19 protein-coding genes are annotated in these 17,468 nt (G+C 43.7%); 2 read left to right on the forward strand and 17 right to left on the reverse strand.

The annotated features are described in order from the left end of the window. Positions 1-57: 57 nt before the first annotated feature. The gene (locus tag LI149_RS01355; protein ID WP_040015463.1) at positions 58-666 is read right to left on the reverse strand and encodes an epoxyqueuosine reductase QueH; all 609 of its coding nucleotides are present in this window, start codon (positions 664-666) and stop codon (positions 58-60) included. 194 nt (positions 667-860) lie between these two features. Between LI149_RS01355 and LI149_RS01360 the strand changes: the two genes are divergently transcribed. Together LI149_RS01360 and LI149_RS01365 are read left to right on the forward strand one after the other, a co-directional pair. Beyond that, positions 861-1,628 (forward strand): ABC transporter ATP-binding protein, encoded by a 768-nt coding sequence (locus LI149_RS01360; protein ID WP_005332946.1) that lies wholly within the window; start codon positions 861-863, stop codon positions 1,626-1,628. Continuing rightward, positions 1,621-2,430 (forward strand): ABC transporter permease, encoded by an 810-nt coding sequence (locus LI149_RS01365; protein WP_118000284.1) that lies wholly within the window; start codon positions 1,621-1,623, stop codon positions 2,428-2,430. Before LI149_RS01360 ends, LI149_RS01365 begins: the two co-directional genes overlap by 8 nt. Positions 2,431-2,731: 301 nt before the next feature. Here the strand turns inward: LI149_RS01365 and LI149_RS01370 are convergent, their stop codons facing one another. The 16 genes from LI149_RS01370 to LI149_RS01440 all read right to left on the reverse strand — a co-directional run bounded on the left by LI149_RS01370 (position 2,732) and on the right by LI149_RS01440 (position 17,285). Next, positions 2,732-3,514, reverse strand: a complete 783-nt coding sequence (locus tag LI149_RS01370; RefSeq protein ID WP_173786056.1) for an A24 family peptidase — start codon at positions 3,512-3,514, stop codon at positions 2,732-2,734. A 19-nt stretch (positions 3,515-3,533) separates the two neighbouring features. Next, positions 3,534-3,662, reverse strand: a complete 129-nt coding sequence (locus tag LI149_RS15405; RefSeq protein ID WP_255647409.1) for a hypothetical protein — start codon at positions 3,660-3,662, stop codon at positions 3,534-3,536. 61 nt (positions 3,663-3,723) lie between these two features. Further along, the gene (locus LI149_RS01375; protein ID WP_227142898.1) at positions 3,724-4,077 is read right to left on the reverse strand and encodes a DUF3841 domain-containing protein; all 354 of its coding nucleotides are present in this window, start codon (positions 4,075-4,077) and stop codon (positions 3,724-3,726) included. A 247-nt stretch (positions 4,078-4,324) separates the two neighbouring features. Next, positions 4,325-4,903, reverse strand: coding sequence for a DUF3841 domain-containing protein (locus LI149_RS01380; protein WP_118397087.1), 579 nt, complete (start codon positions 4,901-4,903; stop codon positions 4,325-4,327). Beyond that, positions 4,879-5,436 (reverse strand): DUF3841 domain-containing protein, encoded by a 558-nt coding sequence (locus tag LI149_RS01385; protein WP_173786057.1) that lies wholly within the window; start codon positions 5,434-5,436, stop codon positions 4,879-4,881. The genes LI149_RS01380 and LI149_RS01385 overlap by 25 nt, the downstream gene beginning before the upstream one ends. Before the next feature lie 104 nt (positions 5,437-5,540). Further along, positions 5,541-6,701, reverse strand: coding sequence for a nitrogenase component 1 (locus tag LI149_RS01390; RefSeq protein ID WP_005332965.1), 1,161 nt, complete (start codon positions 6,699-6,701; stop codon positions 5,541-5,543). Next, positions 6,698-8,116 (reverse strand): nitrogenase component 1, encoded by a 1,419-nt coding sequence (locus tag LI149_RS01395; protein WP_173786058.1) that lies wholly within the window; start codon positions 8,114-8,116, stop codon positions 6,698-6,700. The genes LI149_RS01390 and LI149_RS01395 overlap by 4 nt, the downstream gene beginning before the upstream one ends. Before the next feature lie 63 nt (positions 8,117-8,179). After that, a complete protein-coding gene (locus LI149_RS01400) occupies positions 8,180-8,935 on the reverse strand; it encodes a nitrogenase iron protein NifH (RefSeq protein ID WP_173786059.1) in 756 nt (251 codons plus the stop codon). After that, positions 8,929-9,201 (reverse strand): TM1266 family iron-only hydrogenase system putative regulator, encoded by a 273-nt coding sequence (locus LI149_RS01405; RefSeq protein ID WP_005332971.1) that lies wholly within the window; start codon positions 9,199-9,201, stop codon positions 8,929-8,931. The genes LI149_RS01400 and LI149_RS01405 overlap by 7 nt, the downstream gene beginning before the upstream one ends. A gap of 38 nt (positions 9,202-9,239) precedes the next feature. Beyond that, positions 9,240-10,259, reverse strand: a complete 1,020-nt coding sequence (gene hypE / locus LI149_RS01410) for a hydrogenase expression/formation protein HypE (RefSeq protein ID WP_117656993.1) — start codon at positions 10,257-10,259, stop codon at positions 9,240-9,242. 20 nt (positions 10,260-10,279) lie between these two features. After that, positions 10,280-11,338, reverse strand: coding sequence for a hydrogenase formation protein HypD (hypD, locus tag LI149_RS01415; RefSeq protein ID WP_173786061.1), 1,059 nt, complete (start codon positions 11,336-11,338; stop codon positions 10,280-10,282). After that, positions 11,338-11,547, reverse strand: coding sequence for a HypC/HybG/HupF family hydrogenase formation chaperone (locus LI149_RS01420; protein WP_005336157.1), 210 nt, complete (start codon positions 11,545-11,547; stop codon positions 11,338-11,340). The genes hypD and LI149_RS01420 overlap by 1 nt, the downstream gene beginning before the upstream one ends. A 48-nt stretch (positions 11,548-11,595) precedes the next feature. Next, entirely contained in the window at positions 11,596-13,992 is a 2,397-nt protein-coding gene (gene hypF / locus LI149_RS01425) for a carbamoyltransferase HypF (protein ID WP_173786062.1), read from the reverse strand. 2 nt (positions 13,993-13,994) lie between these two features. After that, entirely contained in the window at positions 13,995-15,203 is a 1,209-nt protein-coding gene (locus LI149_RS01430) for a nitrogenase component 1 (RefSeq protein ID WP_227142899.1), read from the reverse strand. Beyond that, positions 15,203-16,525, reverse strand: a complete 1,323-nt coding sequence (locus LI149_RS01435; RefSeq protein WP_227078382.1) for a nitrogenase component 1 — start codon at positions 16,523-16,525, stop codon at positions 15,203-15,205. Before LI149_RS01435 ends, LI149_RS01430 begins: the two co-directional genes overlap by 1 nt. A 4-nt stretch (positions 16,526-16,529) precedes the next feature. Continuing rightward, complete coding sequence (locus LI149_RS01440; protein WP_040015488.1) at positions 16,530-17,285, reverse strand: P-loop NTPase; 756 nt, start codon at positions 17,283-17,285, stop codon at positions 16,530-16,532. Between the last annotated feature and the right edge of the window lie 183 nt (positions 17,286-17,468).

Genomic DNA, 17,468 nt, shown 5'->3' on the forward strand with positions numbered 1-17,468 from the left:
ATTTAATACTGTACTGTATAAAAGTGTACCATATTTTTATCTAAAGTCAACAGTGTCTTACTTTCGTTGTCTCTGAGAAAATTCACAACCACAGTAATCCTGTCTGTACAAACCATAAATTTTTGACAGTTCTGTGGAACGCTTGTAACCATTTTTCTTCTTAAAATCTGAAATCAAATATTCCACACCATATTCTTTTGCCAGACGCTGCCCGATTTCATTGAGCTTTGCTGCATTCTTCAGTGGACTGATGCTAAGCGTGGTTGTAAAATAGTCATATTCTCCTGCTTTTGCAATCTCTGCAGTCTCTCTGAGACGCAGCTCATAACATTTCATACACCGGGAGCCGCCTTCTTTGACCTCCTCAAGTCCCCTGGCCATCTCGTAAAATTTCTCTTTCTCATATTCTCCCGCTACAAAGCTGACCGGATATTTGAAATTCATATCATCGATCAGTTTCTGTTGTTCCAGAATCCGCTTCGTATACTCTGTCTCCGGATAAATATTCGGATTATAGTAGAACACTGTGATTTCAAAATAATTGCTCAGATACTCTAACACATAACTGCTGCATGGAGCACAGCAACTGTGTAACAGAAGCCTTGGAACACGCCCTTCTTTTGTCAGCGTATCCAATAACTTGTCTAATTCTTTTTGATAATTCATACTCATCGTCCCTATCTTGCGTACTCACATGCAATTATAACTTTTTCATAACAAGATGACAAGGGAAAATCCATATTTATGAACCATTTTATGACCACGGAAAAACACATTTTTCGTTTGATATAAAACTGACCACACATTTTCTTTCAAGATACATATGATAAGATATAGGATTATCATTTGCGGAGGTTTCCATGGATCAAGTACTGGAACTTAAGAATATTCACTATGCTTACCACAATCCGGACGGAGAAACTCCTGCCATAAATGGCATCTCCTTTATCCTGAATAAAGGAGAATTCGTTGCCATCGTCGGACCTTCGGGTTGCGGAAAGTCAACGCTTCTTTCTATTATTGCCGGACTTCTCATACCGGAAAAAGGCTTCATTAAAATCAATGGGAAATACCTTCACGAAAGCACTACAAATGTAGGCTATATGTTACAACATGATGAACTTTTCGAATGGCGGACCATTTACAATAATGTTATTTTAGGACTGGAAATTCAGCATATGCTGACTGCAAGGACCAGGGAAAAGGCACATAATCTTTTAGACATCTATGGGCTGAAACAGTTTGAAAATGCAAGGCCCTCGGAACTTTCCGGCGGCATGCGCCAGCGGGCCGCCCTGATCCGTACGCTCGTTCTGGATCCAGATCTCCTACTGTTGGATGAACCATTTTCCGCATTGGACTATCAGACCCGCTTAAATGTCGGGGACGATATTGGTCAGATCATCCGGCAGGAAGGAAAATCAGCCGTTCTTGTAACACACGACCTGTCAGAAGCCATCTCCCTTGCCGACCGGATCATTGTCCTTTCCGGACGCCCGGCTAATATACGTCAGACTGTTCCACTCATTTTTGATTTAGAACAGGATACTCCTTTGAACCGCCGAAACTCCCCGGAATTCAAACATTACTTCAACTTAATATGGAAGGAGCTGAATACAGATGACTGAATTTTTAAATGAACTTTCTGAAAATCAGATCAACTATCTGAAACAGCAAAAGAAGCACAAATGCATTGTCGGTATCTCCCGGATTCTGATTCTTTTCAGTTTTCTCTTTCTTTGGGAATTCACTGCAAATGTAGGTATCATCGACTCCTTCATCTTTAGCAGCCCGTCAAAGATTGCACTATGTTTCTGGGGCATGGTGCTGGATAAAAGCATTTTTCTGCACACCAATGTTACACTATATGAGACAATCTTAAGCTTCCTGCTCGTCACTGCCACCAGCATTCTGGTTACCATTCTTCTTTGGTTCAGCAGACGGTTATCAGAGATCCTGGATCCTTACCTGGTAGTACTGAACAGTCTTCCGAAGTCTGCACTTGCACCACTTCTTATTGTCTGGCTTGGAGCAACAAAAACAACAATTATCGTCGCCGGAATGTCTGTAGCAATCTTTGGAAGCATTCTGAACTTATACACCAGTTTTATGACCGTCGATCCAGGAAAACTGAAACTCATCTATACACTGGGTGGAAATCGGAGGCACGCGCTTCTAAAAGTCGTACTTCCTTTTTCTCTTCCGGCAATCATCAGTAACATGAAAGTCAACATCGGACTCTGCCTCGTAGGCGTGATCATCGGTGAATTTCTGGCTGCCAGAGAAGGGCTTGGATATCTGATCATCTACGCGAGCCAGGTCTTTAAGATGGATTGGCTTCTTATGAGTATCCTTCTTCTCTGTCTCATGGCAACACTTCTCTATTCGCTCATCAATCTACTTGAGCGTTGGTGCCGGAAGCATTACTAATATCTCAATTCTTTTTTGAAGAACAAAGAATGTGCAATTTCCTATTATATGAAAAAAGGACCTATCACCTCTTGTGACGGTCCTGTACATAATAGCGTGTTTTTTGTTTTACTTACATATACTGTGTTAACTCCGCTTTATTATTAGTAAATTTCATTGCTTCTTCTCTTGTAATATATCCCTGTTGCATCAATCTGGAAAGATCCATATTCAGTGTATGCATCCCGCGCTCGCTGAAGATACGGCTTCTTGTTTATCTATACCTGATTTTTATCTCTTTAGTAACTGTTCGTTACTCTCTTTATAAAAAATGCAGATACCATGTAACGATCTGATCTCCATATAATGCCGCCAGCGCCAGTCCGAATGCAAGAAATGGTCCGAATGCAAATACATCTTTTTTTCCTAATTTCTTGCTCTTTAGCATAAATGCTCCGTAAGCGCCTCCTGTCAGCAGCCCGAAAAACATGGCGCACACTACCGGTCCTGTCCCAAGAAATGCTCCGGAGACCGCCATTAACTTGATATCTCCGCCGCCAAATGCTCCCGGGATTGCAAGTGCCAGAAGCAGCATCGGAACAGAGATGATCAGCGCTCCGATCAACCTGTCTATAAGCCCGTGCTCCGGAACAAGCCATATATTTGCAATTGCTAATATCAATATAAAAATATGAAATCTATCATAAATAATCTGGGTATCCCAATCAATAAGGGCTACCACAAGTAGTATTCCAAAATAAATCAACATGACTGTACCACGCATTGATAACAATCCAAGACTGCCACAGCCATAACGAATTCCACAGCCGATAAATGCTGCGCCGCCAATCACTTCCACGAAGAAATCTCTTCCCGGAATGCGGCTTTTACAACCTGCACATCGTCCGCGCAGGAATATGTAGCTGACACACGGGATCAGTTCCCACGCATGTAATACTCTGCCACAATTCGTACAATGACTTCTTCCGTTTACCACACTTTCTGCTCTTGGCAAGCGGTCAATCACCACATTCAAAAAACTAAAGATACAGGCTCCGAAAAAAAACCGGATCACCCATAAAATACTTTCTAATACAATTAACATGTTATTCTACTCATCTGTCTTATTCTTCTTTGCCAGCCATATAGTCTTCATAGTAGACCGTATATGATTTTGGCTCTAATGTGTACCAGACGGTGTAATCACCTTCCCGGTAAACGAACTTTTCAACGGTATATCCGTCCTCTGCCATCTAAAGCACCCAGAAATCTCCCGGTGCTTTGCTTAAATTAAGCACTTCTGTCCGGATACTCTCAGCAACGCCTCCCTCCTGGGAAGCGTCGAAAAAAGTACCACTCCTGCCATAGCATTCCTGTCCAGTTACCTGGAGCGCCAGCCGCACCGATTTTGCATGCCCCAGAGCCACTTGAGCGTCTGCCCGATGTAAAAGTCGGATCGCACACCCATACCAGATACTCCACGTCTGCCGGTTTATTCGCCCTGTCCGGTCCGTGCTTTACCAGCCAGTCATAAGCTTCCAGCACGACCGGATCCTGTTCTTTCAAATCCATCCTGATATACTCCTGTTTCGCAATGTAACGACCAGACGTCTCCAACTCTTTTAACACATTTTCATGCTGTTTGGTCCAGACAGTAATATTCGACATACGCTCCCTCCTTTTTACATACCTTTATTTAAAAGATGCCAGGGGCAAAAGGTCTTTCATCCACATGAGCTTGCTCATAAGTGGATGAAAGACCTTGGGATCCGCCCCAACATCATTTATTGCTATAATATCTTTGTTATACTTATCCATCAAGTAATTGCTTACATAAAATAGATGATATGTCACAAATTGTCAAATTATGCGATTTTTTTGTAATTATAGTATATTTTTGGAAAGCTCACAATGATTATTCTTTTACAATCCACTCATCTTTGATGCACCACAGTCCTGCCTGCACACTGTGAACACCACTGTTATCCCCCGCCTCGATTGCTTGCTGATGACCAAACAGACGTTTCCAGCTTTCCTGAATTCTCGCTTTCTGCTCCGGATAAAAATTACTGGTCATAATCTGAAATTCACTCATTCCCATGTTCTTCAATTCTTCGGAAAATGCAGATTCTTCTGATTCATTTTCACCGATATAATGCATCTGCATAATCTTCGTCCAGTCGAACATGTCAAACAAGATTGCTTCTCCTATTGGCACGTCTAACGTCAGCACATGTCCATCTCCTGTCTGATCCACATTATAAAGATCTGTGAATGCCCAGTATGGATACTCGGCTCCTTCTGGTTTTGGAACTATATGCTGCGCCTCCTTTACAAACCAGCCATATGCATTTATAAATACCTTCGCAGACTCCTTATATTTTTTTCGTACATACTCTTCTTTTGAATAACATACGCCGTCCCGTTTCAATACCTGATATACAACATCAGTCTGAAAAGAATACAGTCTTATCGTATTACATCTGTCAGCCATTCTCTTCTCAACTCCCATACATTTCCATATTTCGCATCGCTTCCCATAAGGATTGTATCATCAAACAGCCGCTCCCAGCTATTTTGTATCTCCCGCTTAATCTGTGGATAGAACTGGGAAATAACTGCTTTTACATCACTGATTCCATAATCATCCAGAAGTTGTCTGTGGCGTCTTAAGTCATTTTCGTCTTTCGGAATATATCCGTAATTTAAAATATGTCCCCACTTTGCGATATTAACTGATGTAATGATTGCAGGATCCAGTGACAACTCTAAAATTACTGTATTTTCACTGTTCATCATTGTTCCTTCGTTGGTAAATGACACCCATACCGGATACTCCACGTCTGCCGGTTTATTCGCTCTGTCCGGTCCGTGCTTTACCAGCCAGTCATAAGCTTCCAGCACGACCGGAGCCTGTTCTTTCAAATCCATCCTGATATACTCCCGCTTCGCAATATAACGACCGGTCGTCTCCAACTCTTTTAACACATTTTCATGCTGTTTAGTCCAGACGGTAATATTCGACATACGCTCCCTCCTTTTTACATACCTTCATTTAAAACCCACCGTTCTGATATGCTCTTGCGATCACATAAGATGGCTCATAAAATGCACTGCAGTTATCATTGATTTTAATACTTCCAGAAATCTTCGATTTTTTCCAGCTTTTTCTTGTAAATTCTTCCGGAAAATGCCAGATGTGGAAGTTCGTAGAACTCACATTTTTTCGGACAGATCGGACGGTACATTGGATCTGCTGCTATGATATCTGCATCTTTTAAAGCTTCTTCCATGTCTTCCTCTCCAAGAACCTGCCGGCTTGTTCGAAACAATAAATCTTCCGTCTCCTGTAACGGGCATAATACATGAACTGGTATTCCATATTTCTGTTCAATAGCCAAAGCCAGTGACTCTGTCGTGACCGGTTCACCGATCAGCATAACTTCTTTATCGTTTTTGCCGCTTCCAGGCTGCTCCTTATCCGAATTTTCTTCACGTAATCTTTTATATGGGTATCGTTCTTTCTTCTCCAATGCCTGTACGATTTCTTCTGTAAATGTTCCTACTGGCGTCCCAACTACATATGGCATTTTATATTCTTTTTCCAGATATTTTGCGGTGCGCAATCCCACGGAAGATACAACAAGATTTACTTCTGCTTCCAGTGCATGGCTCAATACTTCAAGATCATCTCCCATCGCCCAGGTTGATAACACCTTCCAGCCACATTTTTCCAGATTTTTTTTCATATATCCGGCACGGCTATATGCTCCAAAATCAAGCGGCGTGACACCAAGAAGATTAACCGTATGTGGCTGTATATTTTTCTCTTCGCAAACTGCCTTTGCAGGCACAAACTGCCTTGCAATCTGCTCCAGAGCTAGTCCTGCACCATATACATAATCGTGCATACCATTGGTCGGTACAGAAAATGTAGGAATCCCAAGTTCCTGTTCCAGCACTTCTGCCAGTGCCGGAAAATCTGTTCCGTTCATATATGGAATCGGCGATCCGGCAAGTGCAATAAACCTCGGTTTTAATTCCCGTGCTGCATCCATGATATCATTCAGGAACTTTTCATCATTTCCCATAATCGCATCGATTTCAGTAAGTCCCGAGATGTAGATCAGGCTGTCCTGGTCATACCAGCGGATCTCATCATGTGTATTATAAGTAGAATTACAGCCGGACGGATCATGCATCACTGTCATACCGCCCAGTTCATAAAGTGCAGAACAGACACCCGACACATCCGCCGTGTAAATTGGTATAATTTTGTATGTCTGTCTCATATGCAGCTTTCGCACCCCCATCCTTTTCGCACAACCAGATCCTCCACTTCTTTTTCTTCTTTGTAAGCCCGGATCATAAGTTCTGCCATTTTCCGGATTCCATCAAATCCATACCACCCTGCGCCTTCAACTACATTCACAAAATATGGGCTCTGGGTGAACCATGCTGCTTTTTGTCCCAGTGCCAGCATTTTTCCTTCATGATTTCTTGGAAGCACGCGCATCTTTGGCTGAATGGTCGCGCGAAGCTCCAGTTTTGGCGCATGTTTGCTAAGCCAGTAAAATTCCTGTTCTTCCTCCGGGCTTACACCATCCAGATAAACAGCTTCCACACAAAATCCATGTTCTAAAAGATATTTTGCCAGTCCAAGCGGTCTCGGATGCATGAGATAGTCGATGACGATTGGTGTGTCTCCAACAACTTCTCTTACTTTTTTAATAGTTTCTTCGCAAGCTTCAATCTCTTTTTCGTAATAGAAATCTTTTTGTGCATCTATCAACACATTTAATGTCTCTATCTGTTCTTCAGACGTCTGAATTATCTTAGATACCAGTGTCTTTTCCAGTATCTCTGCCAGTCTTTCCATCTGCTGCTTTATCTCTTCATAGTTAAAACTTGCCGGCATGTAAATGTGTTCTCGTCCCAGTCTTTTTGACAGCGTCTGCGCCCCGTATTTTGCTGTCGGATAGATAGAAAGAAATATATTTGCTTCACCAAGTTTCTCATACTTGTCCCATGTATCACAAGTCGTAATCTCTCTGAGTTCAAAGCCACATTTTTTTAGGAATCGTTTGATGTCAGAAGTTTCGTCCAATGGGAAATTATGTCCAAGCAACGTGACGATATGTGGATCTGCTTTTTGTACTTTTAATGGGTCATACATTGCTTTTCGTAGTTTCTGATCTGGTGTCAGACCAGTTTTTTGCATGATTGGATCCATATAGCAGCGTACAAATGCAATTTCCGGGAAACGCCTGTCAAGTTCCTCATAGACCATCTTAAGATCACAGCCAAGAAAATGGTGGAGGCACACGGTAAATAAGAGCACTGCTTTTGGTTTTCGTTCCAGTTTCTTTAATACATCTGTGACACCTTCAATTGTGATATCCTCCAGATTTCCGTTCAACAGATCGTCTTCTTCGATGATCACGTATGAAAAACGATCTGCCGCATTCATCTCGGCCGCCGTCAATACAACACCACGCATACAGTTATCTGCACAGACATATATCTGAATGGTCTCCGGCATCAACATTCCGGTGTGTACAATATTCCAGTTTCCATGAACCGGAGAGTTAAACTCCAATCCCGGATGAAATGGTGCCGGATAGGACGCATCTTTTATTCTGATTATGGCTCCTTCCGGGGTTACATGGTTTTTCTCCATTTCCGTCTGTCCTACTCGTTTTAACATAAATTCCCTCTCTAAATTCTTTCCCACTACATTTCACATTTTGTTCAAAAATGCCCCGGCAGCTTAGTTCTTACATATCGCCAGAACCGCCTCACTCAGAGCACGGTATTCATCTGCCATCTCACTGTCAGGATAACACTCCATCAACGTTTTTTTCTGCTCTTCAGCCGCCATTACAAGCTCGCTTCTGGAGAGGTACCCAATAGTACTACTATGGAAATCTTCTGCCAGTTCCTGCACTTTTTCTTCTTCTCTTGGCACATTTCTCCGGTTCAGAATAAATCCGCCAAGTTTTGCATATCCGCGATTCTGGAAGCGTTCCAGTGCCATTGCAATGTTCGCTCCGGCATGAATGGACATATTTTCTCCCGAAGTTACAACAAATACATAGTCTGCATACCCACTCCGCATAGGCATGGAAAATCCGCCACACACTACATCGCCAAGTACATCGTAAAGGACTACGTCCGGTTTGTAGACTTCATATGCTCCGGTCTCTTTTAGTTTCTCCAGTGCAGTGATAATTCCGCGTCCTGCACAGCCAAGTCCCGGGGTCGGTCCTCCTGACTCCACACAGACAACTCCTTTGTATCCGATTCTTGTAATCTCTTTCAAAGTCACATTGCCTTTTTTCTCATTATAGATATCCAATACTGCCGGCATAGGTTCTCCATCGCGCAAGGCAATCGTAGAATCTGCCTTTGGGTCACAGCCAATCTGCATAACTAATAATCCTTTTTCAGCCAGTGCGACCGCCATATTGGATACTGTCGTAGATTTTCCGATACCGCCTTTGCCATAAACTGCAATTTTTAACATGATAATTCCTCCGGTTTGGTGATGACATTGGAGTAAGCAGTCTTTGCCGACACTCCCTTAAGACGCCCTATTTTTCCAGAAAGCGCACTGATCACATCCTGCGGCGCATCAATCGCAATACTGATAATATGGATTCCTTTTTGACGGTACGGGATTCCCATTCTTCCAATAATATATTTTCCAGACTCATGCAGATATTGATTCAACTGCTCCGTCGCCTCCGGGTTTTCTACAATAATAGAAATCACTGCTACTCTTGTTTCCATACTTTCTCTCCCTGCTCTTATTTCTAAGTAATCTGATCTTAGCAGATTCTCGGCAATAATTCTCCGCCTGGCTGTGGCAATAATGCCTGGGTTCCAATCTCCGTCATCATTACAACTTTTCCCGGTTGTTCTTCTGTAATTTCACCAATAATGGCAGCATTTTCTGAATATGGGCACTGATGCAATGTCTCCACAATCTTCTGTGCTTCTTCCTTCGGTGCAATGATAACCATAGTTCCTTCACATGCAAGATACAATGGTTCCAGTCCCAACATGCCACAGACACCCCTTACTTCCGGCTGAACCGGAATATTGGCGCTGTCAAGCTGTACGCCTACCTGGCTCTGCTTCGCAATTTCATATAATACAGTTCCCACGCCGCCACGTGTCGCATCACGAATAACATGCAGATCGTGTGTCCTGTTCATCACTGCTTCCACCGTCTTCCAAAGGGGTGCACAATCACTCTTGATATCGGCCTCAATTCCCAAATCTTCTCTCTCAAGCAGGATTGTACAGCCATGGCGTCCGATATCTCCTGTTACAATAACCGCATCACCGGGTTTCGCAAGCTCGCCGCCGACTTTAACTCCATCTTCAATCTGTCCCATTCCTGTTGTTGTGATAAATACTCCGTCCACCTGCCCTTTTCCGGCTACCTTTGTATCACCGGACACGATGTGAACACCTGCTTCTTTGGCGGTTTTTTCCATTGCTGACGCAATTTCTTCCAGTTTGTCCATTGGAAATCCTTCCTCAATGACAAATGCACAGGTCAGATACAGTGGCTTTGCTCCCATACACGCCAGATCATTGACTGTTCCGCAAATAGACAGTTTTCCGATATTTCCTCCTGGAAAAAATGCAGGTGATACGATAAATCCATCGGTAGACACTGCCATTTTCCCAACTGGCGGATTTAACACAGCCGCATCATCCGCAGTCAGATCCGGATTTGCAAAATGTGCCGCAAATATGTTATCGATTAACTCTGATGTCTGACGTCCTCCGGCACCGTGTGCCATGGTGACTGTCTGATCTTTTATTCCATTATTCATAATATATCACTCCCAGCTTTTTATTTCATTTTCTCTGCTTCGCCGTACATATAGTACGCGGAACATGCACCTTCTCCTGACACCATGCATGCACCGATCGGATGCTGTGGTGTACAGACCTTACCAAATACCTTACAATCAGAAGGTTTACATTTTCCCTGAAGAACATCTCCGCACCGGCATGCAGGATTTGCTTTTCCCTGAATCAGCGGAATCTTGTATTTCTTCCGTGCGTCAAATGCGCTCCATTCCTCTTGAAGTCTCATTCCTGAACCTTTGATTACGCCAAGTCCTCTCCATTCACTATCACAAGGTTCCATCATCTCTTCTACCAGCTTCTGCGCCTGTGGGCTTCCATTCTCTGTTACTACACGCGGATAACAATTTACAAAAAATGGCCTGCCTTCCTGAAACCGTGCCAGTGCCACTGCCAGCGCTGTCAAAAGTTCTTTTGCTGTAAATCCTGCTACCACACCGCTGACTCCTTCTTTTGCCAGTTCTTCGCACAACTTTGTCCCGGTGATTGCATTAACATGTCCCGGATACAGGAAAATGTCTGCGCTTCCCTTCAATGCTTCATATGCCTGCGGCATCGTTTTATTCGCTGTCAGAATCGAGTAGTTCGTCAAGCCCTCTTCCCTTGCTTTTTTCACAGAAAGACAAGCAGACGGAGTGGTGGTCTCAAATCCGACTGAAAGGAATGTAACCTGTTCCTTTGGATGTTCTTTGGCATACTCCTTCGCATCTACTGGAGAATAGACAATACGGATTTTCGCACCCTTTTCTCTTGCCCCGGCAAGACTCATATTCGTTCCCGGTACACGTACCAGATCACCAAATGTACAGATCGTCACTTGCCTTTCCAGTGCCAGATAAATTGCTTCGTCAATGAATCCGACCTGTGTTACACAAACCGGACACCCCGGTCCCGAAATCAGTTCCACCTGTTCTGGCAAAAGTTTCCGGATTCCAAGTCTGAAAATCTCATGTGTATGGGTTCCGCACACTTCCATGATCCGCACCGGAGGACCATCATAGCCTTCGATGATCTCTCTGGCTGTTTTCTTTTTTTCTTCCATTATAATAAATCCTCCATGAGCTGATCTGTCTCACTTTCATCTTCATCCGTAATCTTCGCGATTGCAACTCCTGCATGTACCATTACATAATCTCCCGGCTCCAGTTCATCCAGAAGTTCCGCAGAAACCTCCCTCTTTGCTCCATCAGCATCTACCACTGCCATGCCTTCATTTATTCGCACTACCTTTGCTGATAATCCAACACACATGCTCTTAACCTCCCATAATCTATTCTTTTTATCTTTCAAGATCTGTTTTTACTTTACATTTTTACTATCTGTCTGCTTCTTTTTATTCAGATATGCCATGCCGTAAACTGCCTGGCCAAGCCCGATACCGCCATCATTTGGTGGAATCAGATGATGCCGCAATACCTGAAACTTTCGATTTAAAAGTTCCTTTTCCACGAGTTCCAGCAATAGACGGTTCTGAAATACGCCGCCGCTTAGCGCCACCTGATTACATTTCTTCTGCATTCGTACATTTTCGCAGGCAGCGCAGATCTCCATTGCAAGCAACTGATGAAATATATACGCAAGCTTTCCGACATCTTCCCCTTGTCTTCTGCCCTCGATCATCTGCCAGACAATTGCATTCGTCTGCAAGAAAATATGTTCATGCTCCTTAACATCTGTATACTTACCATTCTTAGCATTTGGAGCATTCTTGACATTCTCGGCATTTTTGGCGTTTTTGGTATTTTCCGTATTCTTTGCCTCATGTTCTTTCTGCCATGCCTCTGCTGTGAATTCCAGTGCCATGGACGCTTCCCCTTCAAATGTAGAGCTTTTTTGAATCCCCAAGATTGCACTTACTGCGTCAAACAACCTTCCTGCACTTGTAGACTCAATTGCATTCAAATGTCGCTGTGCCATAGTAAGAATCACATTTGCTTCTGGTTCGGTACATAATTCCAATTCTTTTATGATATTTTTTGCTTTTTCTTTCTCCCTCACAAGTCCACCAATGATGGAGACTGCAATACGAAATCCTTCTTTGGAAGCAATGTCTCCGCCTACATGCCAGAATGGTTCAATACTGCCTATTCGCTTAAAATGTTCATAATCTGCGTACAGAACCTCACCGCCCCAGATTGTGCCATCCGTTCCATATCCGGTTCCATCAAAGGAAATGCCAATGACCGGACCTGCGCAGTCATTTTCCGCCATACAGGATAAAATGTGCGCATAATGATGCTGCACTTGTATCATTGGAAGCTCCATTTCATGCGCCACCATTGTGGAATTGTACTTCGGATGCAAATCTGCCACTACAAGCTCTGGCTCTACTTCCAGCAAAGCAGTCAGTCGCGTGATCGTCTCTTGAAGCGCTTTCACCGTCCGAAGATCTTCCAGATCTCCTACATACGGCGCCGGATAAAACCGGTCATCATGTCCAATACAACATGCATTTTTCAATTCTCCGCCCACAGCAAGTACCTGCCCCTTCCACGCTTTTGAAAGCATATATGGGAGTGGTGCATACCCCCGGCTTCTTCGGACCATATACGGTTCTCCCCGGTAAAAATCCATCACAGAATCGTCTGCACGGATACGGATCTTCCGGTCATGAGAAAGTATGCAGTCGCATAAATGTGACAGTTCCTCTTTCGCTTCCCGGTCATCTCTGCAAATTGGTGCACCGGAAATATTCCCACTGGTCATCACGAGAAAATCCGGCATCTGAATGCCGTCATCATACTGAAATAACAATAATTGAACCGGTGCATAAGGAAGCATCATGCCCACCTTCGGATTAAAAGGAGCTACCGATTTTGCAAGTTTGCTTACGCCTTCTTTTTTATCCAGCAACAGTATCGGTTTTTGATGCCCGGTCAGTATCTTTTCCTGTTCTTCGCTAAGTTCACATACACTGCGCACCGCCTCTTCGTTACGTGCCATCACTGCAAATGGTTTGACCGGACGTTTTTTTCTTGTCCGCAAAAGTTCCACGGCTGATTCCTTTGTCGCATCACAGCACAAATGAAACCCACCGATTCCTTTGACTGCCACAATTCCGCCTTCCGCGATTACACGTCTGGCGTAAGTAACCGCGTCTCGTCCTCGTTCGCTTCTTTCTGCCAGATACACCTGTGGTCCACAATTATTGCAGCAAACAGGCTGTGCATCAAATCTGCGGTCCTCTGGATCATGGTATTCGTGTTCACAGTCCGGACACATTGGAAATTCTTTCATACTGGTACGTTCCCGGTCATACGGAAGTGCATCTAAAATAGTCAGTCTCGGTCCGCAGCATGTACAGTTAATAAATGGATGCAGATACCGTCTGTTCCCCGGCTGATACATCTCTTCCTTGCACTCTTCGCAGATTGCAATATCTGGAGAGACAAAGATTTCCCCTTTCGTCTTTTCGCTCTCAACAATCTGAAAATCTTTATAAATTTCCGGATTTTCAACGTCTTCTATATTCATCTTCAAGATTGCTGCACGTTTCGGAGACTGTTCACGGATCATGGTCACAAATCTATCCACCTGTGCTTTTGGCGCCTGTGCGAAAATCTCTACATAAGGACCTTTGTTACTGACGCTCCCATGGATATTACAAGTCGTTGCGTGACGGCTTACGGTTGGACGAAAACCGACTCCCTGAACAATTCCGTAGACACGGATTCGTCTGGTCACTGTTTCTTTCATCTCTACGCCTCCCGCTTTTTCATTTCCTCACGCAATTTTCCTGACACGGCAAAATGTGTGGCATCTATAAAAATTCTTTTTCTTTCCGTCTCATGTGCATCCGCCACACAACCTGTTCCAGCCATTTTATAAGCATCTTCAGTCATGCGTTTCATCATCGGATCTGCAAAAACAATGTCGTAATCCTCTTTCTTGATAAGCTCCATATAATCATCTTCTTCTCGAAGTGAAATGTCACCTTCTTCGGAGAGTTCCTGCTTCATCATGAACCAGCTTGCTACCGTAATAACTGCATTGTTATCAACAGCTGGATCCCCATTTACTTTCTGGCATCTTCGTCTGATTTCTGCACGCATTGCATTTCCAATAACCTGTTGATGCACAATCAGGATTTTCTTTCTCCGATAATCCATATCCGGAACCAGCTCTTCTACAATTGGGTAAGTGACCTCATAAGGTGTGCCAAATGTTTTTTCCAGATATTTCGCAGCTGCCAGAGCCGCCGGGGAAACTACAATATTTTTTTCAACCTCTCCTGCTGTTCGATGATTGTCAAGACCATACGTACTCCGGCAGACATTTTCTCCCATGCAGTAGCAGATTGCTTCTTTTCCTTCTTTTTCCTGATAATATTCTCGAATCTTCTTTGGTGCCTGAAGGTCACTTATATCCTGCGGCGTTAATCCAAGAACCCCGATCTTTCCCTGTTTTTTCTCAATATCCAGATTCGGCTTAATTCTTTCACTTGCCTTATCAATCATTTCCTTTTCTGCAAATGTCCGGAAAAGCTCCAGCCATGCTTTTTCTTCGCCCACATCATATAATTCCATACCATCTGTATCAATGGTGATAACAGGCATATTTAATTTTTTCTCGCACATTCTTCCAAGTGCCTTGTAATCCGTTCCGATTACTGCTGGAACCGGTGTCCCGATGATTGCTACAAACTTTACATCGAGCTTTGAAGCTGCATCCACCAGCTTCTCCACCAGACGGTCATCTCGTCCGAGAATTGCGTCCATATCACGCAGTCCCGCACTGAACAAGGCACTTTTTTGTTCAAACCAGCGCGGCTCATCAAAACCACATACATTTCCTGTACAGCCGCCGGCGTCACAGATTGCGATCAATCCCCCAAGTTCATATAACACGGACACCGCACCAGACTGATCCGGTGCAAATGGTGTCAGATATTTTCTAAGTCCTCTCACTATACTACCTCCAGTAATTGTTCGAATAATCTTCTCACTCCTGCATATCCATATGGCTGTTCTTCCCCGTTCCACATGACATATGGACAATCCGGATGATAATAACAGGCATCTTTTCCGATTGCCAGATTCACATCGCTTTTCACCGGGTCATAATAAATCATCGTCGGTTCCATATTGGAAAATACTTTCGTCTCTGGACTTATTTTTGCCAGAGAACGAATGTATGTGAAGTTCTCCACCGTGATTGTCCCGTAAATTTCCGGCACAGAAAATCCGTAACGTATCAAGGCTAATGATAGTTCAAATGGATCAGCGTTCAGGCATTCTCCGATTGCAAAAGAAGCATCCGGACACTTCTGCCGGAATTTTTCCAGTGCATCTTCTGCCTGCTTTTTATATTTTTCATCATAAAATGCAACACCGAGTGCATTACCAAGTGCATGATACTGGTTTTCAATCTTGTCTATCTGATAGAGTCTTCGAAGCTCGATAAATGGAATTTGAAGCCGGTTGTGAAAATCTTCTGCTGCAAATCTTGCTTCGTGATGCAGTACCAGATTGAAATTCGCTTCTGACATAGTCTGATATTCCATATAATCCTTACATCTGGAAATCTCATGAATCGTCTTCACTCCCGCACTGTGCAGCAAATCATAAATCTCACAGTCATCCACAAGCGGCGAGAAAAATCCCAAAAGATTGACTACATTGCCTTTCTTTTTTCCCGGCTCAAGCAGTGAATATAAGGACTGCCTTACATGCACCATCGGTGGTTTTCGGCCTTCTCTTGTAAGTGCATACATATAACAAGGTCTGACCGGAATCTCTACCTGTTCTTCCGCCTTTTTGCACACCCGCTCCATATCCGTTCCAAGAAGGGCATCCACACAGGTAATGCAGATCATAACGACCGACGGTTTTTTCGGACAGACACTGCAGATTTCCTCCACTGCTTTTGGAATTTTTTTCAAATGTCTTCCTGTCACAATATCGGTCTCGTCCATCATCAGATAATAGAACCGGTCATTATATTCTTTCATAGAACTGATCAGTGAAGTATTCCTTCCACAACACCCCGGAGCCACGATCAACATAATGGAATCTGGTACTGCAAGACCGGCACGCTTCACGCCAAAGCCTTCTGCTCCCGGTGAATTGAATGCCAGTGTAGCCGGCGAACTGTAGATCAGATGCTTATGTGACTGAAACTGTGTCGGAATCTGTTCCAGGCCAAGCCTGCTCAGTTCTTTCGTTGTACAGAAAAATGCTTCTTTTTCCGCTTTCTGTTTTTCTGCTTTCATCTTCGTAATTTCCACCATGTCCTTACTCCTCGCTTTCCAGTAATTTTTTTGCGAGGTCATAGAATCTTCCACTGATCTCTGACTCTGGATTTCCTTCAATCACTGTCTGCCCCTGATCTTCGTAACGGATGATCTCATCGCTTCTTGGAATCTCTCCCACGATTGGAATTCCGCTTTCCTTAGAAAATGCCTGCACTTTTTGCACCTCATTTTCCACGTTTCTGTGATTCAGTACAATGCCAAACACCCGTGCATAGCTTCGGTCTTCAAAATTGCGAACTGCGCTGGAAATGTTATTAGCCGCATACAACGCCATCTTTTCTCCAGATGTTACAATCAATACTTTTTCTGCATAGCCTTCCCGGATCGGTGCTGCAAAGCCGCCACACACAACATCTCCGAGAACATCGTAGAGCACTACATCCGGCTTATATGTCTCAAAAAGTCTCAAATCTTCCAGAAGCTGGAATGTTGCGATAATACCTCTGCCAGCACATCCCAGTCCCGGCGTCGGGCCGCCTGTCTCTATACAGAGTACGCCGCCAAATCCTTCCTTTGAAATATCTTCTAATTTCTCCGGTTCTTCGTCTTCCTCCCGCATATAGTTCATGACCGGACGAAGAGGCTTTCCTTCCAGCAGATTAATTGTAGAATCTGCTTTCGGGTCACAGCCTATCTGGATGACTCTTTTCCCCATTGTAGCAAATGCTGCCGCCAGATTCGAAGTTACTGTGGATTTCCCTATTCCACCTTTTCCGTAAATCGCTACCTTTAACATGTCTTTCTCCCAATTTTCCCCCAACGAAAAAGGACCTTTCTCCTTCCGGAAAAAAGTCCTTATATCTGCCACTAAAGTAGTATTCACCCTGAGAAATCTGTACAGATGCGATTTCTGCATGATGGATTCTTGTACAAGGAAGATGCACTTTCCCCAACTGTATCTTCCCTGTGTCTGATATAT

Origin of the sequence: Dorea sp. 210702-DFI.3.17 (assembly GCF_020560825.1) — a bacterium.
Taxonomy (GTDB): domain Bacteria; phylum Bacillota; class Clostridia; order Lachnospirales; family Lachnospiraceae; genus Dorea; species Dorea formicigenerans.

Coding starts and splice junctions, on each gene's coding strand:
- LI149_RS01355 (WP_040015463.1), bottom strand. CDS start 666: ATGAATTATCAAAAAGAATTAGACAAGTTATTGGATACGCTGACAAAA.
- LI149_RS01360 (WP_005332946.1), top strand. CDS start 861: ATGGATCAAGTACTGGAACTTAAGAATATTCACTATGCTTACCACAAT.
- LI149_RS01365 (WP_118000284.1), top strand. CDS start 1,621: ATGACTGAATTTTTAAATGAACTTTCTGAAAATCAGATCAACTATCTG.
- LI149_RS01370 (WP_173786056.1), bottom strand. CDS start 3,514: ATGTTAATTGTATTAGAAAGTATTTTATGGGTGATCCGGTTTTTTTTC.
- LI149_RS15405 (WP_255647409.1), bottom strand. CDS start 3,662: ATGGCAGAGGACGGATATACCGTTGAAAAGTTCGTTTACCGGGAAGGT.
- LI149_RS01375 (WP_227142898.1), bottom strand. CDS start 4,077: ATGTCGAATATTACTGTCTGGACCAAACAGCATGAAAATGTGTTAAAA.
- LI149_RS01380 (WP_118397087.1), bottom strand. CDS start 4,903: ATGGCTGACAGATGTAATACGATAAGACTGTATTCTTTTCAGACTGAT.
- LI149_RS01385 (WP_173786057.1), bottom strand. CDS start 5,436: ATGTCGAATATTACCGTCTGGACTAAACAGCATGAAAATGTGTTAAAA.
- LI149_RS01390 (WP_005332965.1), bottom strand. CDS start 6,701: ATGAGACAGACATACAAAATTATACCAATTTACACGGCGGATGTGTCG.
- LI149_RS01395 (WP_173786058.1), bottom strand. CDS start 8,116: ATGTTAAAACGAGTAGGACAGACGGAAATGGAGAAAAACCATGTAACC.
- LI149_RS01400 (WP_173786059.1), bottom strand. CDS start 8,935: ATGTTAAAAATTGCAGTTTATGGCAAAGGCGGTATCGGAAAATCTACG.
- LI149_RS01405 (WP_005332971.1), bottom strand. CDS start 9,201: ATGGAAACAAGAGTAGCAGTGATTTCTATTATTGTAGAAAACCCGGAG.
- hypE (WP_117656993.1), bottom strand. CDS start 10,259: ATGAATAATGGAATAAAAGATCAGACAGTCACCATGGCACACGGTGCC.
- hypD (WP_173786061.1), bottom strand. CDS start 11,338: ATGGAAGAAAAAAAGAAAACAGCCAGAGAGATCATCGAAGGCTATGAT.
- LI149_RS01420 (WP_005336157.1), bottom strand. CDS start 11,547: ATGTGTGTTGGATTATCAGCAAAGGTAGTGCGAATAAATGAAGGCATG.
- hypF (WP_173786062.1), bottom strand. CDS start 13,992: ATGAAAGAAACAGTGACCAGACGAATCCGTGTCTACGGAATTGTTCAG.
- LI149_RS01435 (WP_227078382.1), bottom strand. CDS start 16,525: ATGGTGGAAATTACGAAGATGAAAGCAGAAAAACAGAAAGCGGAAAAA.
- LI149_RS01440 (WP_040015488.1), bottom strand. CDS start 17,285: ATGTTAAAGGTAGCGATTTACGGAAAAGGTGGAATAGGGAAATCCACA.